20 protein-coding genes are annotated in these 24056 nt (G+C 61.8%); 13 read left to right on the top strand and 7 right to left on the bottom strand.

What is annotated here, in order from left to right:
* Positions 1 to 12 precede the first annotated feature (12 nt).
* From HDE78_RS03085 to HDE78_RS03075, 3 genes are all read left to right on the top strand, one after another.
* The gene (locus HDE78_RS03085) at positions 13 to 1176 is read left to right on the top strand and encodes an AAA family ATPase (RefSeq protein WP_179477022.1); all 1164 of its coding nucleotides are present in this window, start codon (positions 13 to 15) and stop codon (positions 1174 to 1176) included.
* Between the two features lie 149 nt (positions 1177 to 1325).
* Positions 1326 to 2606 carry an MFS transporter gene (locus tag HDE78_RS03080; protein ID WP_179477021.1) on the top strand — a complete coding sequence of 427 codons (1281 nt, stop codon included), beginning with the start codon at positions 1326 to 1328 and terminating at the stop codon, positions 2604 to 2606.
* Positions 2603 to 2986: a VOC family protein gene (locus HDE78_RS03075; protein WP_179477020.1), complete on the top strand. Its 384-nt coding sequence runs from the start codon at positions 2603 to 2605 to the stop codon at positions 2984 to 2986. Before HDE78_RS03080 ends, HDE78_RS03075 begins: the two co-directional genes overlap by 4 nt.
* On the opposite strand, the gene HDE78_RS03070 is transcribed toward HDE78_RS03075, so the two are convergent.
* Both HDE78_RS03070 and HDE78_RS03065 read right to left on the bottom strand, forming a co-directional pair.
* Positions 2983 to 3891 (bottom strand): LysR family transcriptional regulator, encoded by a 909-nt coding sequence (locus HDE78_RS03070; protein ID WP_179477019.1) that lies wholly within the window; start codon positions 3889 to 3891, stop codon positions 2983 to 2985. The genes HDE78_RS03075 and HDE78_RS03070 overlap by 4 nt on opposite strands.
* 7 nt (positions 3892 to 3898) lie before the next feature.
* Positions 3899 to 5167: an ectonucleotide pyrophosphatase/phosphodiesterase gene (locus HDE78_RS03065; RefSeq protein WP_179477018.1), complete on the bottom strand. Its 1269-nt coding sequence runs from the start codon at positions 5165 to 5167 to the stop codon at positions 3899 to 3901.
* 49 nt (positions 5168 to 5216) lie between these two features.
* On the opposite strand from HDE78_RS03065, the gene HDE78_RS03060 reads away from it, so the two are divergent.
* Positions 5217 to 5753, top strand: a complete 537-nt coding sequence (locus tag HDE78_RS03060; protein ID WP_179477017.1) for a hypothetical protein — start codon at positions 5217 to 5219, stop codon at positions 5751 to 5753.
* 44 nt (positions 5754 to 5797) lie between these two features.
* On the opposite strand, the gene HDE78_RS03055 is transcribed toward HDE78_RS03060, so the two are convergent.
* From HDE78_RS03055 to HDE78_RS03045, 3 genes are all read right to left on the bottom strand, one after another.
* Entirely contained in the window at positions 5798 to 6328 is a 531-nt protein-coding gene (locus tag HDE78_RS03055) for a methylated-DNA--[protein]-cysteine S-methyltransferase (RefSeq protein ID WP_179477016.1), read from the bottom strand.
* Entirely contained in the window at positions 6325 to 7857 is a 1533-nt protein-coding gene (locus HDE78_RS03050) for a DNA-3-methyladenine glycosylase 2 (RefSeq protein ID WP_179477015.1), read from the bottom strand. Before HDE78_RS03050 ends, HDE78_RS03055 begins: the two co-directional genes overlap by 4 nt.
* Positions 7858 to 8108: 251 nt before the next feature.
* Positions 8109 to 8324, bottom strand: a complete 216-nt coding sequence (locus HDE78_RS03045; protein WP_179477014.1) for a hypothetical protein — start codon at positions 8322 to 8324, stop codon at positions 8109 to 8111.
* Between the two features lie 239 nt (positions 8325 to 8563).
* Here HDE78_RS03045 and HDE78_RS20975 point away from each other — a divergent pair, with 239 nt between their 5' ends.
* Positions 8564 to 9886, top strand: a complete 1323-nt coding sequence (locus HDE78_RS20975) for a S41 family peptidase (RefSeq protein WP_179477013.1) — start codon at positions 8564 to 8566, stop codon at positions 9884 to 9886.
* 31 nt (positions 9887 to 9917) lie between these two features.
* On the opposite strand, the gene HDE78_RS03035 is transcribed toward HDE78_RS20975, so the two are convergent.
* Both HDE78_RS03035 and HDE78_RS03030 read right to left on the bottom strand, forming a co-directional pair.
* Positions 9918 to 11339 (bottom strand): ATP-binding protein, encoded by a 1422-nt coding sequence (locus tag HDE78_RS03035; RefSeq protein WP_343205643.1) that lies wholly within the window; start codon positions 11337 to 11339, stop codon positions 9918 to 9920.
* Positions 11336 to 12049 (bottom strand): response regulator, encoded by a 714-nt coding sequence (locus HDE78_RS03030; RefSeq protein WP_179477012.1) that lies wholly within the window; start codon positions 12047 to 12049, stop codon positions 11336 to 11338. Before HDE78_RS03030 ends, HDE78_RS03035 begins: the two co-directional genes overlap by 4 nt.
* 250 nt (positions 12050 to 12299) lie before the next feature.
* Here HDE78_RS03030 and HDE78_RS03025 point away from each other — a divergent pair, with 250 nt between their 5' ends.
* The 8 genes from HDE78_RS03025 (at position 12300) to HDE78_RS02990 (ending at position 24035) form a co-directional block, all read left to right on the top strand.
* Entirely contained in the window at positions 12300 to 12608 is a 309-nt protein-coding gene (locus HDE78_RS03025; RefSeq protein ID WP_179477011.1) for a hypothetical protein, read from the top strand.
* 8 nt (positions 12609 to 12616) lie between these two features.
* Positions 12617 to 13579: a helix-turn-helix domain-containing protein gene (locus HDE78_RS03020; RefSeq protein ID WP_179477010.1), complete on the top strand. Its 963-nt coding sequence runs from the start codon at positions 12617 to 12619 to the stop codon at positions 13577 to 13579.
* 270 nt (positions 13580 to 13849) lie between these two features.
* Positions 13850 to 16822, top strand: a complete 2973-nt coding sequence (locus tag HDE78_RS03015; RefSeq protein ID WP_179477009.1) for a TonB-dependent receptor — start codon at positions 13850 to 13852, stop codon at positions 16820 to 16822.
* Positions 16823 to 17054: 232 nt separating this feature from the next.
* Positions 17055 to 18725, top strand: coding sequence for a urocanate hydratase (gene hutU / locus HDE78_RS03010; RefSeq protein WP_179477008.1), 1671 nt, complete (start codon positions 17055 to 17057; stop codon positions 18723 to 18725).
* A gap of 109 nt (positions 18726 to 18834) precedes the next feature.
* Entirely contained in the window at positions 18835 to 19917 is a 1083-nt protein-coding gene (locus tag HDE78_RS03005; RefSeq protein WP_179477007.1) for a DUF4062 domain-containing protein, read from the top strand.
* Between the two features lie 247 nt (positions 19918 to 20164).
* The gene (locus tag HDE78_RS03000) at positions 20165 to 20863 is read left to right on the top strand and encodes a hypothetical protein (RefSeq protein WP_179477006.1); all 699 of its coding nucleotides are present in this window, start codon (positions 20165 to 20167) and stop codon (positions 20861 to 20863) included.
* Between the two features lie 173 nt (positions 20864 to 21036).
* On the top strand, positions 21037 to 23157 hold the full coding sequence (locus tag HDE78_RS02995; protein WP_179477005.1) for a hypothetical protein: 2121 nt from the start codon (positions 21037 to 21039) through the stop codon (positions 23155 to 23157).
* Complete coding sequence (locus HDE78_RS02990; protein WP_179477004.1) at positions 23154 to 24035, top strand: RelA/SpoT protein; 882 nt, start codon at positions 23154 to 23156, stop codon at positions 24033 to 24035. Before HDE78_RS02995 ends, HDE78_RS02990 begins: the two co-directional genes overlap by 4 nt.
* The last annotated feature ends 21 nt before the right edge of the window (positions 24036 to 24056 follow it).

The raw sequence follows: 24056 nt of genomic DNA, 5'->3' as shown, positions 1-24056 counted from the left end.
AGGATTGCATCCATGCTCAGCACGCTGGCCATAGCCAACTATCGTTCGCTGCGATCGCTGACGCTGCCGCTCGGACGGCTGAACCTCGTCACCGGCGCCAACGGCAGCGGCAAGTCGAATCTGTATCGTGCCTTGCGCCTGCTGGCGGAGACCGCCAATGGCGGCGTGGTGAATGCGCTGGCCCGCGAAGGCGGTCTTTCCTCGACGCTGTGGGCAGGCCCGGAAAAGATCACGCGTCGCATGCAGACGGGCGAGGTGCCGATTCAAGGTACTAAGCGCACGGAGCCGATCGCGCTCAAGCTGGGCTTCGCTGGCGAAGACTTTGGCTATGCGATCGATCTCGGCATGCCGCCACCTATTCCGCCATCGGCGTTTTCGCTCGACCCCGAAATCAAGCGCGAAGCGATCTGGGCGGGTCCGTTTCTGCGTTCGTCGAACGTGCTGGTCGACCGCCGTGGGCCAATGGTGCGCGTGCGCGATGGCCGCAGCTGGCGTGTCGTCGCCGAGCATCTGAGTGCCTATGAAAGCATGTTTACCCAGATCGCCGACCCCGAGCGCGCGCCGGAGGTGATGGCGCTGCGCGAATCGATACGCGGCTGGAGGTTTTACGATCATTTTCGGTCCGACATGGACGCTCCGGCACGCTGGTCGCAACTGGGTACGCGTACGCCGGTGCTGAGTCACGATGGCCGCGATCTTGCCGCTGCCTGGCAGACCATTCGCGAAATCGGCGATGTGCAGGCGCTCGATGAAGCGGTCGACGATGCGTTTCCCGGCGCCTGCGTCAGCGTGACGACCAGCGACGACCGCTTCGGCCTGATGTTTCGTCAGCATGGTCTGCTGCGGCCGCTGTCCTCGGCCGAACTGTCCGATGGCACGCTGCGCTACCTGTTGTGGATTGCGGCCTTGCATACCCCTAGGCCACCGCCGTTGATGGTGTTGAACGAGCCGGAAACCAGCCTTCATCCCGATCTGCTGCCAGCGCTGGCGCGGCTGATCGTGAAGGCGTCGAAGCGCAGCCAGCTCTGGGTGGTCTCCCACGCGCCTCGCCTTATCGCGGCGCTTGAAAGCGTGCCTGACTGCAACACGGTGGCGCTTGAAAAAGACCTCAGCCAGACCCGCATCATCGGCCAAGGTCAGCTCGACGAGCCCGCGTGGTACTGGCCCGAGCGCTGAGGTGAAAGGCGGCACTTCGCGGGTGATGCCATGGTCTGTATCGATACGCCAAACCTCTCAAAGCGGACGTTTTGCCTGATCGATCGTCTGGATGCGATGGACTAATCTTGCGCCATCCCGGCCTATCGTCGCCGGATCGGAGCATCGCCATGGAACGTCTGCGGGAGATCGAAGCCACGATCGAGTCGGCGATCGAGCCGGACTGGATTCGGCACGGAACGCCGGCGTTTCGGCGCACCAACCTGGCGCTGTTCGCTGCCGGCTTCGCCACGTTCGGGCTGCTGTACTGCGTGCAGCCGCTGATGCCGGAATTCACTCGCGACTACCACGTGAACGCCGCCACCAGCGCCTTGTCGCTGTCGCTGACCACCGGCGTGCTGGCGGTGATGATGCTGTTTGCCGGCGCGGTGTCCGATGCCGTGGGCCGCAAATCGGTGATGGTGGTGTCGCTGCTGGTGTCGGCGGTGCTGGTGCTGATTTCGGCGTGGATGCCGAGCTGGACGGCGCTGCTGCTGGTTCGCACCTTGCTCGGCGTCACGCTCAGCGGGCTGCCCGCGGTGGCGATGACGTATCTCAGTGAAGAGATGCATCCCGAATCGATCGGCCTGGGCATGGGGCTGTATATCAGCGGCAGCGCGGTCGGCGGCATGGGCGGGCGGCTGATCACCGGCGTGCTGTCGGATTTCTTCGGCTGGCATATCGGCGTCAGCGTGGTCGGGGTGATCGGCCTGGTCTGCGGGCTGATCTTTTGGCGCGCGCTGCCGGCCACGCGCCACTTCGTGCCGCAGCCGCTGCGCGCACGCGCCTTGCTCGATCGGTTCGCGCGGATGTTTCGCGATCCCGGCCTGCCGTGGCTTTTTTTGGAAGGCTTTCTGCTGCTCGGCGCGTTTGTCACGGTCTACAACTACCTCGGCTATCGCCTGCTGGCGCCGCCGTTCAACCTCAGCCAGGCGGTGGTCGGGCTGATCTTCGGCATTTATCTGATCGGCACCTTCAGCTCGGCCTGGATGGGCAGCCTCGCCGGCCGACTGGGGCGGCGCAAAGTGCTGTGGACGGCCTTCGCCCTGATGCTGTCAGGTATCGGCCTGACTTTGCTGTCGTCGCTGTGGCTGATCATGCTCGGTATCGTGGCGATCACCTTCGGCTTTTTCGGCGGGCATTCCATCGTCAGCAGCTGGGTCGGGCGCCGCGCCGGCAACGCCAAGGCGCAGGCGTCGTCGATGTATCTCTTCAGTTATTACATGGGGTCGAGCATCGCCGGTGCCAGCGGCGGCCTGTTCTATGCCGCCGGCGGCTGGCCCAGCGTGGCGGCGTTCGTCGGTGCGCTGGTGCTGGCCGGCCTGCTGATCGCGTGGAAGCTGTATGGCCTGCCGCCGCTCGTCAACGTGGCCACGCCGCCCACACCCATGACCAAAGGAGCCATGCCATGAAGATCGACGCACTCGATCACCTCGTGCTTACCGTCGCCGATATCGATGCGACCTGCGCCTTTTACGAACGCGTGCTCGGCATGCGGACGATCACCTTCGGCGAAGGCCGCAAGGCGCTGGCCTTCGGGGTGCAGAAGCTCAACCTGCATCAGCGCGGGCACGAGTTCGAGCCCAAGGCGGAAACGCCCACGCCCGGTGCGATCGACGTGTGCTTTATCACGCAGGTGCCGGTGGCCGAGGTCATCGCGCATCTGCAACGTTGCCATGTGGCCGTGCTGGAAGGCCCGGTGCAGCGCACCGGCGCGCAGGGGCCGATTCTGTCGGTGTATTTCCGCGACCCCGATCGCAACCTGATCGAAGTCAGCAACTATCCGAGCTAACTCTCGCGCACGTGCGTCAGCAGCAGGCGTACGAAGCGTGCGACCAGCGGCGAGCGCTCGTCGCGCTGATGCACCACGTGAATCTCCGACATCGCCGCCGGATCGGCCAGCGGCACGTACGCCACGCCGGCCACGCCGATGTGTTCGCACGACGCCGGCAGAATCGATACGCCGAGCCCCGCGGACACCAGGCCGACGATCGTCGACGCTTCGTACGCGTCCTGCACCACGCGCGGGGTAAAGCCCGCGCTGCGGCACAGCGCGATCACGTGGTCGTGAATGCCGGCACCGGCGGATCGGGCGAACAGCACGAACGATTCCTGCGCCAGCCATTCGATACGCAGCCGGCGGCTTTTGCCGAGTCGGGCCATCGCCGGATGATCTTCGCGCAGCACGGCCACCAGCGGATCGCGAAACAGCCGCTTCGACACCAGCGTGTCCGGCAGCACGTTGCCGCGCACGATGCCGACCTGCAGCCGGCGGTCGAGCAGGGCGTCGATCTGGGTCAGCGAATTCATTTCCTGCAATTGCAGTTGTACCGACGGCGCGGCCTGGCGGAACGCGAAGATCGCGCGCGGGATATGCCCGGACAGCGGCGTGGAGCGGGTAAAGCCGATGCGCAGCTCGCCGACTTCACCGCGCTGCGCGCGCTGTGCCAGCGCGATCGCGTGATCGACGCGGGCCAGAATGTCCTGCGCCTCGACCAGAAAAAGCGTGCCGGCATCGGTCAGCGTGACGCGGCGGTTGGTGCGCGTGAACAGTCGCGCGCCAACCCGCTCCTCGAGCTGGCGTATCTGCTGGCTGAGCGGCGGCTGCGACATGCCCAATCGTTCCGCCGCGCGACCAAAGTGCAGCTCGTCGGCCACGGCGAGAAAATAGCGCAGATGGCGCAGCTCGATGCTCATGCCCGCTTCAACGGGCGTCCGGTTTCAGCATGCCTTTCACCGCATCGTAGTCACCGTCGTTCGGCGCGGCCGGAATTTGCAGCAGATGCGTCATCAGCGGATAGACGTCCACATTCGGGAACGCGGGCACTTTCACGCCACTGAGAAAGCCCGGGCCGTGCGCCACAAACACTGCCTGCATCCGCGGGTCGGCATTGTCGTAACCGTGTTCGCCGATGCTGATATGGCCGGCATGGCTGGCGGCGTAGTCGGTGGTGGTGATGCGCCAGCCGACGTCGGCCAGGCACAGCAGCTTCGGCACGCGCGGATTGCTGCCGTAGTCCAGCCGCTTCGGCACGCGCGTCTTGTCCCAGCAGCGCATGTGCTGCTGCGGCTGTTCCAGCGTGTGTTCGACCACGCCAAAATCGCGGCGCGCATCGGGCGTGGTCGATGTCGGATTGAAGCCGGCCAGAACGCCCATGCTCACCGTCTGCACCGTGTCGATCGGAATCAGCTTGTCGATCATCACGCTGTTCGCCAGCGGCACGCTGGCCATGCCGTGATCGGCCACGATGATGATATTCATCGTGTCGAACAGGCCATCCTGCTTCAGTCCTTGCACCAGCCGCGCGAGCGCCGCGTCGGTGGTACGCAGCGCATCGTCGACCTGCGGCGAGTCCGGGCCATAGGTGTGGCCGGCGTGATCCACCGCATCGAAATACAGCGTGACAAAGGTCGGCCGCCGGTCCGCCGGTTCGTTCAGCCAGGCCAGTACCTGATCGACGCGGGCATTCGCCGTCACGGCGCCATCGAACGGCTTCCACTCATCCGGATGACGGCCGTGGATAGTGGCTTCGGAGCCGGGCCAGAACATCGTGGCGGTGCGCAGGCCGTGCGCCTCGGCGGTTTCCCAGATCGGCGTGGCTTCGTTCCACCAGCGGCCGTCGCTCACCGCGTGGCGGTTGCTCAGCGAAAACTTGCCCAGCGTGGGATCGACCATCGTGTTGTTGACGATGCCGTGGTGATCCGGGCGCAGGCCGGTGACGAGGGTGTAGTGGTTGGGAAAGGTCAGCGACGGGAACGAGGGCTGCATCGCGTCGGCATGCACGCCGTCCTTGGCCAGCATCGCCAGCGTCGGGCTCAGCCCGCGGTCGATGTAATCGGCGCGATAGGCATCGATGGAAATGAGCAGCAGCGGCGCCGGCGAGTGAGCGGTGGCATCGGTGCGCGGCGGCGTGGCGCAACCGGTGCTGAATGCCACCAGTAAAATTAACAAAGGGCGCAACAGGATCTTCATGCAGAGGCTCTCAAGATGTTCTCACCATCCCCCATGATCGCGCACCGCCATGACGAATACATCTCAGATTCCCGCCGACGTGGTTGTCCACTCACCACACGCCTGCGCCGTTGCGCCTGCCGCAAGAAAACGCGCCGCGCGCTTGCGTGTTTTATCGGCGGCCTTATGGCTGGCGGTGACCACTGGTGCGGCCGCTGCGACCACGCCTGCGCCAGCAACGCCGCTGCCGGTGAAGCCTGCACCCGTGGCGGCACCTCGCGCGGTGATTGTGCAGCCGTCGGCCAACGCGCAGCTTCAGCAGAAAATGCAGCAGGCCCAGGTGCGCAGCCAACTGCAGCAGGCGCAGGTCGAGCAGCAGAATCATCAGGCGCTGGGCCAGAACGTGATGCGCCCGTACGCCAATAACCCGCAGACGCAGCAGCCGATGCAGCAGCAGATGAATCAGGCCAACGCTGCTCAGCAGCGCATCGATCGCGCGCGCCAGCAGAGCATTATCGACCGTTACAACGCTACGCCGCCGCCGTCGGGCCAAGTGGTTGTACCGGTGACGCCATCGCCCGCCAAGCCCGCCGGCGGCGGTCGATAGCTGTAGCTGTGTACAAGATGGCGTGGCGGCGACGAGCCGTCGCGCTACTTGGCAGAGGCGCTCGCGGTAAACAGATCGCGCCCGGCGATCCGCTGTTCCAATGCCAGTAGAAACTGCTTGGTCGGCAGGCCGCCACCGAAGCCGGTGAGGCTGCCGTTGCTGCCGATCACGCGATGGCAGGGCACGATGATCGGAATGGGGTTCTGCCCGTTCGCAGAGCCCACCGCGCGAACAGCGGCCGGATTGTCGATGCGTTTGGCGATATCGCCATAGCTGGCGGTGGCGGCATAGGGAATACGCGCCAGCTCGCGCCACACGCTCAGCTGAAACGGCGTGCCCAGCGGATGCAATGGCAGATCGAAGGCCACGCGTTCGCCGGCAAAATATTCCTCCAGCTGCACACGCGCAAACGCCAGCGGCTCGCTCGCCCGAACCCAATCGGCCGGCGTGGGACGCGGATGGCGCGGTTCGGCAAAACGCACCTCACGCAGGCCGTGCCTATCCGCCACCAGGCGCAGCACGCCGATCGGGCTTGGCATATCGTCGTAGTAAATCGTTTCGCTCGGCTTGCTCATCGCGTCGCCCTCGTCGGCTTGTCGGTGGTCTGTTTGGCAGACGTCTGTTTGAGATTGGGTACGTTGTCCGATGCGCCGCGCCACAGATGCATCACGGCATAGGCGCGCCACGGTCGCCACGCCTCGGCGCGTGCGTTCAACGCTTTCGTGGTCAACGGCACGTCGTCCATGGCCGCCTCGCGTCGCAAAATAAGATCCGCCGCGGGAAACGCATCCGGTTCGCTCAGTGCACGCATGGCGATGTAATGCGCCGTCCATTCGCCGATGCCGGGCAGCGCGATCCAGCGTTCGACAAAGGTCTCCAGCGTCTGCTCCGCACGAAAATCCACGCGGCCATCCAGCAACGCCTGCGCCACACCGCGAATCGTCGCCGCGCGCGCGGTGGTCACGCCGATCTCGCGCAGATCGGCCTCGGCGAGAGCGGCGGCGGTGGGAAACAAACGCTCGAGCCCCGGCACGCTGACGACCGGCAGCGGCTCGCCGTAGCGCTGCACGATGCGCGTGGCCAGCGTTCGCGCCGCGGCCACGCTGATCTGCTGGCCGAGAATCGCGCGCACCGCAATTTCGAAGCCGTCCCAGCCGCCGGGCAGGCGCAAGCCCGGTCGTTTGGCGATCAGCGGACCCAGCACCGCGTCATGATGAAACGTATCGGCGATCGCCTGCGGGTTCGCATCCAGGTCGAACATGCGCCGCAGCGTCGTCACCACGCCGAGCAGCTGCGATGGCTGCGGGCAGTGCAACTGCAGCCGCAGCGCGTGCTCGCCGTCCGGCCACGCGCTCAGCCGCAGCCAGCCCGGCGCGTCGCTGGGGCCGAACACGCGCGCATAGCTGTGCTCGTCGACCCGCTCCACGCCGGGCAGTGCGCGGCCGCGCAGAAACGCCAGCAAGGCTTCGAAGTCGTACGGCGGCCGATAGCCCAGCCGCAGTGCCAGCGCCGCGTCGCCGGTGGCGCGCGGATGACGCCGCAGCTCGCGCGGCGCGATCCGGTTCGCCTGGGCAAACGCGTCGTTGAACCGGCGCAGGCTGCGAAAGCCCGAAGCCAGCGCCACTTCCGTCACCGGCAGCGCCGTTTCGGTCAGCAGCTGCTTGGCGAACAGCAGGCGACGCGTCGTATGCACGCTGATCGGCGGCGCGCCCACGCGTTCGACAAACAGCCGCCGCAGCTGCCGTGCACCGATCGCCAGTCGCGCGGCGAGCTGCTCCAGCGACTGATCCTCCAGCGCGCCGCCCTCGATCAGCTTCAGCGCGCGCGCCACCACATGATCGCCGCGCTGCCAGAGCGCGTTGCCCGGCGCCAGCTCCGGCCGGCAGCGCAGGCACGGTCGATAGCCGGCCGCTTCCGCGCTGGCGGCGTTGGCGAAATAGCGGACGTTCTCGCGCTTCGGCACCGGCGCCGGGCATACCGGGCGGCAGTAAATACCGGTGCTGCTGACCGCAGTAAAAAACAGCCCGTCGAAGCGCGCGTCGCGGCTGAGCCGCGCGTTTTCGCAGATCTGGGTGTCGGGCACGGTGGCGGCGGGTTCGGACATGCGTGCAGGCTAGCACCGGCACAGCGGCCGAACTCGCCGTTTTCGGACATGGGTGTTCATGTGCCTTGGTTGCAGCTCACACTTCAATAGTTGAAATGCCGAGCCACGCCGCGGCCCGCACCCGTCATCCCGGCGAACGCCAGCACTCAGCGACCGTCATGTCGCCAAGTCACTGGGTTCCAGCTTGCGCTGGAATGACGAGCCGAAACAATAATCGTTGGATCGACGCCCCACGGGCAGCGTACCGATCACTACGGAGCGCGTTGCCCCGCCATGCTCAACAGCACGCCGTCGCGGCGAATCAACCCGTGATACAGCGCGGCGCCCACAGGCGCCGGAAACGTCAGCAGCGCAAAAAAGCCGTGCGCATGCCGCCGCAGTGCGAACGCATCCGCGCTTACCGGAAAAATCGGCGGCAGCCGCAGCGATTCGCTCAGCATCATCGGATACCCGCCGGCCCACAGCATCGCTCAGCCGCCTGTTGGCGGTGCGGAAGGTTCGTGCATGATCGGCTCCTGGCCCATGGCCTCGCGCGCAGGTTTATCATGCCGGCGGTTCCAGAAAATCCGATGTGCGGAACGGCAAAACCATCGCCCTCATTGAATAGCAAAGGAATGTCATGCGCAGGTGTTTATTGATCGTTGGCCTTTTCGCACTGGGCGCGGCAGCCGCTTTTGCACAACAGCAAGACAGGACATGGACGCCGATGGACCGCAGCCCGCTGTCGGCCTACCACGCCACAGGGCAGGGCGATCCGCTGAGTGCCGCCGGCGCCACGCTGCAGATCACCGCGGCGCGGGTCGATGATCATCCCTTCGGCAGTGTCTCGCAGAACATCGATGCCGCCGCGTTTCGAGGGCATCGAATCACCCTTTCCGCCACGTTGAGTGTGCGTGATGCCGTGCAGGGTGCGCAGCTCTGGTTGCGCGCCGACGGACCTGACCACACACGTGCCTCGCTCGCCTTCGGCAACTCGCTTCTCTTCACCAGTACGGTCAATGGGCAGGTCGGCCGTTCGTTTCGTCAGGCCACCATCGACGTGCCGAAAGAAGCCTCGCGCCTGGTGTTCGGCCTTATTCTCAAAGGCAAAGGCGATGTCACCGCCTCACAGGTACGACTGGTCACCGGCGAGCCCGTGGTCGAGGTGCCGCCGCAGAAGGTGCTCGATCAGGCGATCGCGCTGGTGCGTGCGCATGCCTTGCACAGCGCGGAACTGGACTGGACCGTGGTCGAGCCGCAGATTCGCGCTATGGCGTCGGATGCGGTAGTGGCACGCGACGTGTATCCGGCCATCCGCGAGCTGCTCAAGCGCTTGAACGATCACCACAGCTTTCTGATGGAGCCCGCACACGCGGCGAACGAAGCCAGCAGCGTGACATTGTCGACCGAGCCCGTCGTGGCACTTCACAGTGGCGGTATCGGCTATATCGACGTGCCGGGATACACGGGTTTCGACCCTCACGCGCACGATGCCTTCGTGACACGCATGGTCGACGCGATTACGGGTATCGCGCCCGAGGCGCGCTGCGGTTGGATCGTCGACCTGCGCCAGAACACCGGCGGCAGCATGGTGCCGATGCTGGGTGGCCTGCGTCCCTTGCTGGGCAACACGCTGGGTATCGGCTTTCGTGATGCTCACGGCAAAGTACAGCGGCCGTCGGTCGGCCAGGGCCTGGACGCGTCCGATCCGCACGGTCCCGATCTTTCACAAAAAGCGGTGGCCGTACTTACCGGCCCCAAAACGGCCAGCTCCGGCGAGGTCGTCGCGATCGCCTTTCGCGGGCGGCCGGCCACGCGCTCCTTCGGCAGTGCCACGTACGGCCTCAGTACCGGCAACGTCGTTTATCCGTTGGCTGATGGCAGCCTCTTGGTGCTGACACGGTCGGTTGATCTCGATCGCAACGGCAAAGCCTACGGCGGCAAACTCGAGCCCGATCAGGCGGTGGCGACGCTCCCCGATGCCGGCACCGACAGCGTGATGGATGCGGCCACGGCATGGCTGACCGGGTTGCCGAGCTGTCGTCACTAAGCGCCGTGGGCACTTTTCCGAAGAATCAGACTCACCCCGCCGCCAGCGGCAGCGCCATCACCACGCGCAGGCCGCCGTCCTTGCGGTTGCGCAGTTCCACCGTGCCGCCGTGATCGAAGACGATCGCGCGCACCGTGGCCAGGCCCAGGCCGATGCCACCGGTGCCGCGGTTGCGTGAGGCTTCCATGCGGAAAAACGGTTCGAACACCTGCCGCTGCAACGCATCGGGAATGCCCGGGCCATCGTCGTCGATCTCCAGCACGCATTCGTGCTCGACCGTGCGCGGATACATGCGCACGCGCTCGCCGTACTTCAGTCCATTCTCGACCAGGTTCACCACCGCGCGGCGCAGCGCCACCGGGTCGCCTTCCAGCGTAATCGCCGGCCCGGGCTGCACGATCACGTCGTGGCCGACATCGACCAGGTCGTCGGCTACGCTCTCCACCAGCAGGCGAAAATCCAGCCGCTGCTTGTGCAGGCCCAGCGAGCGATCGTGGATGAAATCCAGCGCTGCCGAGATCATGGTTTTCATTTCCTGGATATCGGCTTCGACCTTTTCACCGAGCGGGCTGGGCAGGCCGTCCAGCCGAAACGACAGTCGCGCCAGCGGCGTGCGCAGGTCGTGCGCGATCGCGCCGATCATGTGCGTGCGTTCCTGCATCATGCGATTGATGCGCGCCTGCATCGCGTTGAACGAGTCGACCGCGCGCAGCATTTCGCGCGGGCCGTTGCGCGGCACCGGCGGCGCATTGGTATCGCTGCCCAGCCGCTCGGCGGCGTCGGCGAATTGGCGGATCGGCGCGGCCAGCGTTCGCGCAAACAGCCATGCGATCGGCAGCAGCACCAGCAGCCCGAGGCCGAACAGCCACAGCAGCTCCTGTTGAAACACGCTGGGAAACGTTTCCGGCGCCTTGGACGCGATGCGCCACAGGCCGTCGGTTTGCCGTATGCCGATGACAAAGCCGCCCTTGATCGCCGCGTCCAGCGGGCTGCTGCCGGCCATCGTATCCATCGTCGTATCGACGATATAGACGCGCAGCGCATCGCTGGAGACATTCATCATCGACGACAGTCGCTTTGTCATCTTTGACGATGCCCGCGCGTCGTAGCCGCTGAATCCCTTCGGCGCCTGTGCGGAAACGCTGATATCCACATCGACGGGAGGCGGCATGAAACGCGGCATGCCCGGTTCGGGCCCCGAGTGGGGTTCCGGCCCCGAGCCCGGCGTGGGGCCGTTGCTTGGTGCCGGTCCCGTTCCCGGCGGGCCAAACGGCCCGATCGGCTGCTGGTCCAAGCGCAATGCCGACACCAGTTCGATCACGCGCACACCGCTATTTTGTCCCGGCGGCTGCAGCACCAGCACGGCAAAACCGATCGCCGCGGAAATCACCAAGGCGCAAAGCATCAAAAGAAACGTGCGCGCGAAGATGGAAAGCCGCGGCAGGCGGGTCACAGTCGAAAGACCTTGGGAACCAGCATGTAACCCTCGTTGCGAACGGTGCGAATCAGTTCGACCTGCGAGCGGTCATTTAGTTTGCGGCGCAGCCGACTTATCTGCGTATCGATGGCGCGATCGAATACCTCGGCGCGCCGTCCATGCACCAGATCGAGCAGCTGGTCGCGGCTGAGAATGCGCTGCGGATGCTCGACAAAGCTGCGCAGCAGCGCGAATTCGCCGTCGGACAGATTGATGAAGATGCCGGTCGGATCGCGCAGGTCGCGCCGCATCACGTCCAGCCGCCAGCCGTCGAACTGGTAGGGGCGGGCGTCTTCCGTCACCACCGGTTCGCTGCTGTGGGTTCGCCGCAGTACCGCGCGCACGCGCGCCAGCAGTTCGCGCGGGTTGCACGGTTTGGCCAGGTAATCGTCGGCGCCCATCTCCAGACCGATGATGCGGTCGGTATCGCCGCTGAGCGCGCTGAGCATGATCACCGGCGGGCCCTGTTCATGCGCGAGGCGCCGCGCGGCGCTCAGGCCGTCCTCGCCGGGCATCATCACGTCCAGCACCACCAGGTCCGGCCGTTCGCGTGCGATCGCCGCGTACATCTGCGTCGTATTGCCGGCACCCTCCGCGCGATAGCCGTGCTCGCGCAGAAAGCCGGTCATCAGGCCGCACAGTTCGGGGTCGTCGTCGACGACAAGAATCAGGGAAGGTTGGTCCATTACCAGGCAGTCGGCGTGTCGGCGCAGTGGGTCTTGAATACCAGATCAGTGTACGGGGCATATGTCGACCCGGCAAAACGCCGACACAAACCTGACACACGCGGACAACCGCACGGCAACTGCGCGTCGTAAGTTCACGCCAGAGGCCCTCGCCGCCAACCGGCGAGCGCGCCTCTGCCATTCCTGGCCTGGACGCCTCGACCCGCCGGATTGCTCACGCCGGTCCATCCACTGCCATGCAGGTTCTCCCATGAAAATACCCACGCTTATGCCGTCGATGTTTTTTGTCGCCATTCTGGGACTGGCGGCCGTCGTCTGCGCGCAAACGCCACCGCTGCCCGATGCGTGTCCGTGCGGGCGCAGCCGCAACCCCCTGTTCGATGCCGCGCTCAAGGCCTGCGAAAGCCAGCTCGGCGGCTCGCCGCAGCATCCGGTCGCTTTTGCGTTGATGGCCAAGTGCATGGACGCGAAAGGCTTCAAACGTCCACCCGGCCTGCCGCCGGGGCCGCCGCCGGGTCTCGACAATCCTCCGCCACCACCGCCGGCGTCCGGCTCGTGAGCGCGGCGATGAGTGCCGTGCTTCTGAATCACCACACGAACGCGAACGCCAATCGGCGCGCGGCCGAACATTTCTGGATGCAGCTGCGGCAGACGCGGCCGGCGGAAGGCAGCGCCAGCACGGTGCTCGACGGCTACGCCGGCGAGCGGCTGCGCATGGCCACCTTTCGGCACGCACCGCACGTGCTCACCGGCGACAGCATCGCGCTGCCGCACCGTCGTTCGACCCTGCTCAGCCTGCAGTTGGAAGGCCAGTCGTCGATCGAGCAGCTGGGGCGCCGCCATACCATCACCGCCGGCGATTTCTGCCTGCTGGACCTGTCGCGCTCGTTTCGACTGGAAACGGGCCGGTCCACGGTGCAGACCATCTATCTGCCGATCGCCGTGCTGCACGAGGTGCTGCCGCAGGTCGAGCGCAGCCCGGTCATCGTGCTGCAGGGCCGGGACAGTGCCGTGGGCTATTTGCGCGCGCTGTACGAAGAGATTTTTGCGCGCGCGGCGCAGCTCACCGAGCCGGTGGCCGGCTGCCTGCTCGATGCGATACCGCACATGCTGGCCGCGGCATTGCAAAGCAGTCAGTCGTGCGACAACGCCTCGCCCACGCAGTTGCGCAGCTACCACAAGCAGCTGGTGCGGCGCTTCGTGCTGGACAACCTGGGCGACCCCGCGCTGTGTGCCGATCACATCGGGCGGGGCGTGGGCCTTTCCACCGCGTATCTGTTCGAGCTGTTTGCCGAAGAGCAGGTCACCCTGATGCGCTGGGTGCGTAGCGAACGGCTGCTGCGCTGCGCACGCGAGCTCGAAGATCCCACATTGCGCCGCAAGAGCATCGCCCGCATCGCCTACGGCTGGGGCTTCAGCGACATGGCGCACTTCAGCCGCTGTTTTCGTCGGGCATTCGGCGCCTCGCCGCGCGAATATCGCCAAAGCGCGATATTCGGTCCGCCGCGGCACGAGGCCACGGACGTCTAGACGTCCAAGAAACGATCAAGTGTCGGCCTAGTTTTGGCCACTCTTTCACACCGATGTAACGTTAAATTGAAGTTGCGTCGATACCGCTAGCAGGCCGGGGAAGTGTCGCTTCTCCTTTGATAGATCGTCGCTGGGACACCTTTTTTCTCTTTTTCCCTCACTGCCCCAGGCAGGTCGCGGGAGCGCCGCATCGTCCGCGGCGCGGCGATGTACTGCTGCCCACCCACTATCGAGGAGTTCTTCGCTGTGCTTAAACATAGATTGCAAACGATGCATCTGAGCCGACTCAGTCTGGCGCTGGCCCTGGCCGTCGGCAGCACCGGCGCGCTGGCACAGTCCACCACCGGCAGCATTTTCGGCCAGGCCCCGGTCGCCGCGGGCGAGTCGGTGCAGGTCAAAGGCTCCACCGGTATCAGCCGCGACGTGCCGGTCGATGCGAACGGCCGTTACGCCATCGGTTCGCTGCCCCTGGGCAGCTATACGGTGTCACTGGTGAAAGACGGCGCCGTGATCGACTCGCGCACCGACGTGAGCCTGCAGGTCGGTGCGGGTACCGAAGTGTCGTTCGCCACCGTGGCGGCCAAGAGCCTGGGCACCGTCAGCGTGTCGGCCAATGCGCTGCCACCCATCGACGTCACCAGCGTGGACGCGCGCACCGTGATCACCGCGCAGGAGCTCGCCAAGCTGCCGCTGGCGCGCAGCGCCGAAGCCATCGCCTTGCTCGCGCCCGGCGTGGTGCCCGGCTACAGCGGTTTCACCGGCGCCACCACGGGCGGTTCGCTGGTCTCCTTCGCCGGCTCGTCGGTTACCGAGAACGCGTATTACCTCAACGGGTTCAACACCACCGATCCGCTCAGCGGCTTTTCCGGCATCAGCCTGCCGTACGGCGCCATCGATCAGGAAGAAATTCTCAGCGGCGGCTACGGCGCCGCGTTCGGTCGCTCCGACGGCGGCGTGATCAGCCAGAACGGCAAGCGCGGCACCAACGACTGGCACTTCGGTGCCCAGGTGCAGTGGACGCCGGCCTTCGCCAACGAAACCACGCCCGACACCTACTACGTCACCGGCTCCAAAGACGGCCAGATCTACCGCCGCAATTCGGACGACAAGTCGTGGCTGGCCACCGAGAGCGCGTACATCGGCGGCCCGCTGATCAAGGACAAGCTGTTCTTCTTCGCCGCGGTCGAAGGGCAGAAACAGTCGGGCAACAGCATCGGCAGCACCACCGCGTCGTACAACACGAATTACGAATACCACAACCCGAAGTGGTACACGAAAATCGACTGGAACATCAACGACAGCAATATCCTCGAGCTCACCGGCGCGTCGACCACGCACTCGTACCAGGGCAACGAGTACACCTACGACTACGCCACCGGCAAAACCGGTGCGCTGAACAGCTACGACACCTCGATCAAGAACAACGCCCAGGTCTACATCGCCAAGTACACCAGCTACATCACCGACGATCTGACGCTGACCGCGCTCTACGGCAAGCAGAAGATGACGTACTACAACGAAACGCCCGGGTCATCCAGCGACCTCACCTATATCGGCAGCTCGGAAAACGAAAACCCGGATATCACCGGCGGCAGCGCCATCACCAACGCGCAGACCGTCTCCTCGCAGGACAACCCCAACCACACCGCCACCACCAACAACCTGCGCCTCGATCTGGCGTACAAGTTGGGCAACCACACCATCACCGCGGGTATCGACAACCTCAACTCGCACGACATCGACGACGGCACCACCTCGACCCAGTGGATCTACGGCTACGGCGACCCCAACACCGCCATCAGCGAGAGCCCTTACGTTGCGGCACCGTCGACCGGCGCCGGTGGCGAGACGGGTTACTACGTGTCCAAGTACATCTACAACACGTCCGCCTCGGTGCGCGTCAAGCAGCGCGCGCAGTATGTGGAAGACAGCTGGCAGGTCGACGATCGCTGGCTGCTCAAGCTCGGCCTGCGCAACGACCAGTTCACCAACTACAACCCGAACGGCGAAGCGTTTCTGCGCGTGACCAAGCCACAGTGGGCGCCACGCCTGGGCTTCGCCTGGGACGTCAACGGCGACTCCTCGCTCAAGGTCTACGGCAACGCGGGCCGCTACTACCTGGCCATGCCGGCCTCGGTGGCGCTGCGCGCGGCGGCCGGTTCGCTGTACACCAACGAGTACTACACCTACACCGGCATCGACGCCAACGGCTACCCGACCGGCCTGACCCAGCTGGCCTCGTCCACCGGCGGCGCGGTATCGGCCAATAACGAATACGGCCAGTCGCCGGACGCCAAGACCGTGGCCTCGGCCAACATCAAGTCCGAGTATCAGGACGAATTTCTGCTCGGCTTTGCGCAGCAGATCGATCCGAACTACGTCTGGGGCATGAAGGCGCAGGTGCGCAAGTTGCGCAATATCCTCGACGACATCTGCGATACCGACACCATCCTCGCCAAGGCCGAGTCGCTGGGCTACAGCATCGACACCAGCGCCATGAACGGCTGCTATTTGTCCAACCCGGGCCGCAGCAATACCTACGTGCTGAAAAACACCGCCGGCGGCTACAACGACGTAACCGTGTCCGCCGCCGAGTTCGGCGATCCGCAGGCCAAGCGCAGCTACTACGGTCTGGAAACCTTCCTCGAGCATCCGTTCGACGGCAAGTGGCAGGCCAAGATCGACTACGTCTTTTCGCGCAGCTATGGCGACACCGAAGGCCAGGTGCGTTCGGATATCGGCCAGTCCGACGTGTCCGCCACGGTCGACTGGGATTACGGCCAGGTGATGGAAAACTCCAACGGCACGCTGTCCAACGATCGCAAGCACCAGCTGAAGCTCTACGGCTCCTACCAGATCGCGCCGGAGTGGATGATCTCGGGCAACGTCTTCATCGCCTCCGGCACGCCCAAGAGCTGCTTGGGCTATTACGGTGCGGATCAAACCAATCCCATCGGCTACGGCAGCTACTACCACTACTGCGCCGGCGTCGCGTCGCCGCCGGGCGCGGCAGGCCGGCAGCCGTGGCAGCACATCTACTCGCTGTCCGCCGAATACCGCCCGATGTGGGCTGGCCAAAAGCTCGGCTTCAACGTGATGGTCTACAACCTGCTCAACGAGTCCGTGCCCACCTCCACCTACGCCATCTACGGCAGCTCGACCGCCCTCAACACCAACTACGACCGGGTCCTGTACTGGAGCACGCCGCGCTACGTGCGCTTCGGGGTGAACTACGACTTCTGATCGCGGTGTGGTTGAAAGCGTCGCCTACTAACAATAAGCGCCTGAGCGTTCCCCTCCGCTCGTTTCAAGGTGCAACGTGTCGACCCGATGAGGTCACGGTTCCCCAAGCCGTGGCCTCTTTTTTTGCGCGCGCCGGGGCAGGGCGCGCGCCCATGCGCCGCCCCGGCCACCCGCCGCCACGCCCTCGCGGCTGACCTATACTCCGGTGATTCCTCCACCTGAGCCCGTGGCCATGACCGCACCGACCCGTATCGACACCACCCGCACCGTTCGCGCGCCGCGCGGCACCGAGCTGAGCTGCAAGAGCTGGCTCAGCGAGGCGCCGTTTCGCATGCTGCAGAACAACCTCGATCCCGAGGTGGCCGAGAACCCGGCCGAGCTGGTGGTGTACGGCGGCATCGGCCGGGCGGCGCGCAACTGGGAGTGCTTCGACGCCATCCTCAAAGCGCTGCGCGAGTTGAACGACGACGAGACCCTGCTGGTGCAGTCCGGCAAGCCGGTCGGCGTGTTTCGCACGCATAGCGATGCGCCGCGCGTGCTGATCGCCAACTCCAACCTGGTGCCGGCGTGGGCCAACTGGGAGCACTTCAACGAGCTCGATCGCAAAGGCCTGATGATGTACGGCCAGATGACCGCCGGCAGCTGGATCTACATCGGCTCGCAAGGCATCATCCAGGGCACCTACGAAACCTTCGTCGAAATGGGCCGCCAGCATTACGGCGGCAATTTGAAAGGGCGCTGGATACTCACCGCCGGCCTCGGCGGCATGGGCGCGGCGCAGCCGCTGGCCGCCTCGCTCGCCGGTGCGTGCAGCCTCAATATCGAATGCCAGCAGAGCCGCATCGATTTCCGCCTCAAGACGCGCTACGTCGACGAGCAGGCCAGCGATCTGGACGACGCGCTGGCGCGCATCAAAAAATATACCGAGGCGGGCGAAGCCAAATCCATCGCGCTGCTCGGCAACGCGGCCGACATCCTGCCCGAGCTGATCCGGCGCGGCGTGCGCCCCGATGCCGTCACCGACCAGACCAGCGCGCACGATCCGGTCAACGGCTACCTGCCGCAGGGCTGGACGGTGGGGCAGTGGCTGGAGCGCCGCAAGGCCGACCCCGAAGGCACGCGCGACGCGGCCAAGCAGTCCATGCGCACCCACGTCGAGGCCATGCTCGCCTTCCACGCGCAGGGCATCCCCACCTTCGACTACGGCAACAACATCCGCCAGATGGCCAAGGACGTCGGCTGCGACAACGCCTTCGCCTTCCCCGGTTTCGTGCCGGCCTACGTGCGCCCGCTGTTCTGCCGCGGCATCGGCCCGTTCCGCTGGGTCGCGCTCAGCGGCGACCCGGAAGACATCTACAAGACCGACGCCAAGGTCAAGGAACTCATCCCCGACGACAAGGCCCTGCACAACTGGCTGGACATGGCCAAGGAGCGCATCAGCTTCCAGGGACTGCCCGCACGCATCTGCTGGGTCGGCCTGGGCCTGCGCGACAAGCTCGGCCTCGCCTTCAACGAAATGGTGCGCAACGGCGAGCTGAAAGCGCCGGTGGTCATAGGCCGCGATCACCTCGACAGCGGCAGCGTTGCTTCACCGAATCGCGAGACGGAGGCGATGAAAGACGGCAGCGACGCCGTCAGCGACTGGCCATTGCTCAATGCCATGCTCAACGTCGCTGGTGGGGCGACGTGGGTGTCGTTGCATCATGGTGGTGGTGTGGGGATGGGGTATTCGCAGCATTCCGGCATCGTGATCGTGTGCGACGGCACCGAGGCAGCAGATAAGCGGATTGCGCGGGTGTTGTGGAACGATCCGGGGACTGGCGTGATGCGGCATGCGGATGCGGGGTATGAGGAGGCGATTGAGTGCGCGAAGGAGCAGGGGTTGAAGTTGCCGATGGTATGAGTTGAGTAGATTGTCGTTGGTAGTCATCCTGCTATCACAGTAATTGTTCATCGGCTCGGTCGGATTCGGGTTTTCGCCATAGCTACGGCAAATGTTCAGAGATCAAACAATGTCGTCTGATGATCGAAAGTATCAAGTCTTTGTTAGCTCGACTTATCAAGACTTGCAGCAAGAACGTCAGGAAATTATGCACGCGCTGTTAGAGCTCGACTGCATCCCGTCGGGCATGGAGCTGTTTCCAGCCGCAAATGAAGATCAGTGGTCACTTATAAAAGGAGTTATCGACGATTGTGACTATTACATCGTCGTCGTTGGCGGGCGGTACGGAAGTATTGGTCCAGATGGTCACAGCTTCACTGAAATGGAGTACCGGTACGCAATAAAGGTCGGAAAGCCGGTAATTGCCTTTCTGCACGGGGACCCCACAAAAATCCCTGTTTGCCTCTGTGAGGCAACAGATGAGGGCAAGGAGAAGCTCGCTGTTTTTCGCGAATTGGTACAAAAGAGGATGTGTAAGTCGTGGACGACTGCACATGAACTCGGTTCGGTTGTCAGCAGAAGTCTCGTCGCGCTAAAGAAGCAGCATCCTGGCGTCGGCTGGGTGCGTGGCGACAAAGTACCAACAACCGACGCAACAACGGAGATGTTGAAGCTACGCAGGCGTATTGAGGAGCTAGAGAGCGAGTTAAACAGGTCTCGGACAGAGCCTCCAAAAGGCGCGACCGGCTTAGCTCAGAATGATGAGGTATTTGGTGTAAATGTTGACTTTGAAACCCGAAAGTGGGACGGCGTACGCCACATCGAGTACTTATGGAGCGAAGCTGTCCATGTATCGTGGAACCATTTGTTCTTCACAGTAAGTCCTCTGCTACTCCACGAGGCGACCACCGACCAGATTCATGCTCGACTTGCAAGCGAAATAAAAGATCGGGTGCTGACAGCCTTCGACGATAGCGATGAATCCGCTCCATTGGATGAAGAACACGCTGGGCAAAAGATATCGAGTAGGAACGATATAAAAGTTTCGCGCACTGACCTAGAAACAATCGTTGTTCAGTTTTTAGCTTTGGGCTACATCACCCACAGCACGAAGAGCCGGAGTGTGAAGGATCGAGGGAGTTACTGGACGCTCACGCCATTCGGCACAACGGTTATGAATCAGCTTCGCGCCATACCTGCGCGTCCCGAGTAATTGGAAAGGAAAATCGTCCAGAACGGGAAAAAGGGGGAAAAAGGGGACGGAGGCAATTAATTTGGGTTAATTCCCTCCGTTTCTTTTTCTCATGCGGATGCAGCCAGGCGATCGAGTGTGCGAAAGAGCAGGGGTTGAAGTTGCCGATGGTCTGAGCCACGCTCGGCCATCGAAAGGACACGCGGTTGCGCTCCGGGGTGGAGCGTAACCACGGTGATATCGGAGTATCAAACACAGGGGAGAGCACATGAAAACGGTGGCGTGGCTTGCAGCGGGCATGCTGTGCATAGGGTCGTTGACGGTGGGTGGTTGGGTATCGGCGCAGTCATCGCCGTGGCGGCCCGCGTCGTCGGATCAACTGAATAAGTACGCTCAAACCCACGGTTCGCTGAAACAGATCGCGCCAATCTTCAGCCAGCTGGTGCTTATCAGCCCGCCGAGCAATTTTCGGCCGGTATTCGAACACCTCGACAACGGCGGCACGTCCTACATCCATGAGTCAGTGCCCGAGGGCGAAAGCACGGCGCAGTGGACGCAGATGATCACCGTCACCGGTGCCAAGGGTCTGGCCTCCCGGCTCAACATCACGCCGCAGTTTCTGGCGGCCGATCTGGCCAAGCGCTTCCACTCAGCCTGCCCTACATCCTTTAGCGACCTCAATCTAGGCGAGGTCCAGCTTGGCGGCGCCTACGGTTACGCCATGGTAGCCAGCTGCGGCGCCGTCACGGCCGATGGTTCCACCCACAGCGAGTCCACGCTGATTCTGGAAATCAGAGGCAGCAACGACGATTACAGCATTCAGTGGGCGGTACGCGGCCCGGCGTCGGCGCAGCCTATCGCGTTGGACGAGGCGACATGGCGAGCCCGATTCCAACACCTGCAGCCTATCAAGCTGTGTCCTGTGGTTCCTGGGGAGCAGATGCCTTATGCAAGTTGTGCTGACTAGGCGGGTGAGGCGGCCGGGGGTAGGCTGCATCACGGCGTTGTCGGTATGACGACGGACTGACAGAGTATTTTTTTGCGGAACAGGTTTTGGTATGGCCGAACTTGTGGGTAATTAAAATTTATCCGTTCGCCAGCTCTCGAGAACTCAATGTAAGTACCGTCGGGTGGAAAAGTGTGAAAAAGAATGATGAACTGATCAAGGCATACCAGCGATATGGATTTACCCTCCAACGTAGGACTGCCAACGACGAAGCTTTGGTCTTTACTCTGAAGACGGGCTATTTCGATAACGCAGAGATAATTAAGCTTAATCCAAATTTTCAGGCGGACGATCTTTTTGCGGAATTTTCTGCCAGCGGCTACGCGTGCACGATAAGGAATGCCACAACTCCAAAACAGGCAGAGGAAGAGCTCTTCAATGGCTTCTTCTCGGTCGAGTCCACGCGCGCACGGCTTATCGACGAATATACAAGGTTCACGGCGACGTTAGTTAAGCCATATGGCGATAAGGCTACGTACGAATATATCAAAGCACCTTACCAAATCGACGGACTGGCCGGGGAGAAGACGGCTCCTGAGGAGGTGTTATCCCGAATGGATACGGATCACCCCGTCCTATTTCTTATAGAAGCGGCTGCAGGCTTCGGAAAAACCTGCACTGCTCAAGAGATTTCTCAGCTTCTCACTTGTACTGCTAAACGCCTTCCCTTATACGCGGAACTTTCAAGAAATCGTCAAGCCCGAATTTTTCGCTATATTTTACTTGACGAAATCGATAGAACGTTTCCGCTTCTAAGCTCGAAATTGGTACAAACGGAAATAAAGAACGGAAGGATATCAGTAATCTTAGATGGCTTTGACGAGTTGCTCAGAAAAGGAGAGGATAGCGAAGATTTTGATAATAAAGAACCTATGCTAGAGACTGTAAGTGAGCTTCTTACAGGTAAGGCAAAAATAATCATAACAACACGTAGAACAGTCTTATTTGATGGTGACGAATTTCACCAGTGGCTCGAGCGCCACATAAATGACTTCTCGGTCGTAAGAATTAGGATTCAAGAGCCAAAGATAAATGATTGGCTTCCGTACGAAAGGGTAGAGTCGCTGAGGCAAGCTGGACTAGATATCGAGGCCATGGCAAACCCCGTACTACTTTCATATCTAAGATGCATCGATGAGGAATCATTTGCACAGGCTTCGAGTAATCCCGAGCGTATAGTTCAGAGTTATTTTGAATATATGCTCGATCGGGAGAGGGAGCGCCAAGATCTTAGAATGACGGTCGAAATGCAGGGGGGCGTTCTGCGTAGAATTTCTGAGGATATGGTCCGAAACGGCTACACTGCCGAAGAGCGTGATTACATTATTAAAGTAGTTCTCGAAAATTGCTCAAAGGAAATAGAGGCGTCGAGAAATCAATACTCAATTAGCGATAAGCCAACGAGGGAGGAAGTCGCCAATAAACTTGCGAGTCATGCGCTTCTGGATAGAAGTGTTGCGGATTCTACTAAAATTGGCTTTGTAAACGAGTTTGCTCTAGGCAACTATGTGGCTGAGAGCATTTTGGCCGATCCCGAGTGGCTAGGAGATGACCCGCGATTCATCGAGCCGGCGGTTAAGTCTTATGCCCCACGAGCCAATGCATCTAGGAAGTGCCTCTACGATGGACTACGGGCCTCCCTGCCGTTTCTGGATACTCTCGCAAAAATCGAGATTTCGACCGATTTGATCGGTCAAATGCCAAGCGACCTAATCAACGATTCCGTAGAAGGCTTGGAGCTGTTTTCCATTTCTATTGGCTCCGTAGGTCTCAAATCTTTTCAGTTTAGCGATTCGATATTTAAGAACTGCAATTTTATAGCCTCCGGTCTTGATCAGGTTACGTTCCTTAACTGTAAATTCTTTGACTGTGAAGTTGTCGGGAAAAGTTTTGGCGGGCCGGTTTATATTCTAGGGGGCGGAAGTTGGCCCGATATTAATTCTCGATTGGATAACTCGATCGTGCGGGATGAGGAGGTCATTGCACCTGATCGACATAAGGTTGCAGAAATTTCTATTCTTAAGAGATTCTGGCCAGCGGGTGATCCCATTGACCAGAAACCAACTAGACCAATTTACAAGCCCATGAAATATTTGTGCCAAAACTCTGATGAGTTTACATCTGTTGAGCTTTTCAGTGCTGTGGAAAGGTTGACTAAGGCAGGTATTCTGGCGGAGATGAGTAGGTCTCATTTATTTGCAGTCAATCTAGAGAACATTGACAAGGCGTATGAACTATTCCGGGAGTTGGCATGAATGAGGTTTCAGCATTCATACGTGTTGCTGACTACATCCGGAAAGAGATTGATCAAGAGCTCACGTCTATTGGTTTGCTTTGTCGCGTATTTGGTAGGGGAAAGTCGGCTGCCTCGCTAAGGTCGAAATTGGGTTCACTAGACAAATATTCTCCAACAGGAAAGCTTATTCAGGATGCAATAGGCATCAGGGTTGTTCTCTACTTTCAAGAGGATGTGGAGGTTGCGGACGCGGTGTTACGTCGTCGTTATCAATGCGATGATGCTTCGTCAACCATCGATAAGCCGGTTGACACCGTGTTTTCTGTTTCGCGGTACAACCTCGTCTTCCGGCTGGCAGAGGAATATTACCGAGATATTGGCTCACCGACGGTTGAATTTCCCATAGATCGAGCCTTTGAGGTGCAAATTCGCACCATTCTCTCCGAGGGTTGGCACGAGGTGGAGCATGATCTTCGCTACAAGCGCAAGGCCGATTGGATTAATTCGGATGACTTAAGTAGGGGTCTAAATGGAGTTCTGGCCACGCTCGAAACAGCTGAATGGAGCATGCGGAAGATATTTGACGATCTTGCTTATAAGCACTACAAATCAAGGAAGTGGGATGCGCTGATTCATTCCGTCCTTCGTATGAGAATAACAACTCCGTTAAGTAATAGTATTTGCGTTTTCTTGGAGTCAAACACAGACGCGGCTCGTAAGTTGATCAGGATCAATAGGTTTGATTTATTAAGCGCTCTTGCGAAAATGGCTCCGCGGATTCCGCTAACCGCTGACAATATGATATTTGTCTGGAACAGAGTTTCTTTGCGAAATACTGATTTAACGAATCTAACTCCTAGGATAATTGCGGAAACAATGGATAACTCAGAAATTTAAAGGCACGCCAGAATCAGGGTA

This window comes from Rhodanobacter sp. K2T2, from assembly GCF_013408815.1.
Classification (GTDB): domain Bacteria; phylum Pseudomonadota; class Gammaproteobacteria; order Xanthomonadales; family Rhodanobacteraceae; genus Rhodanobacter.
This window is presented reverse-complemented; position numbering and strand designations above follow the sequence as displayed.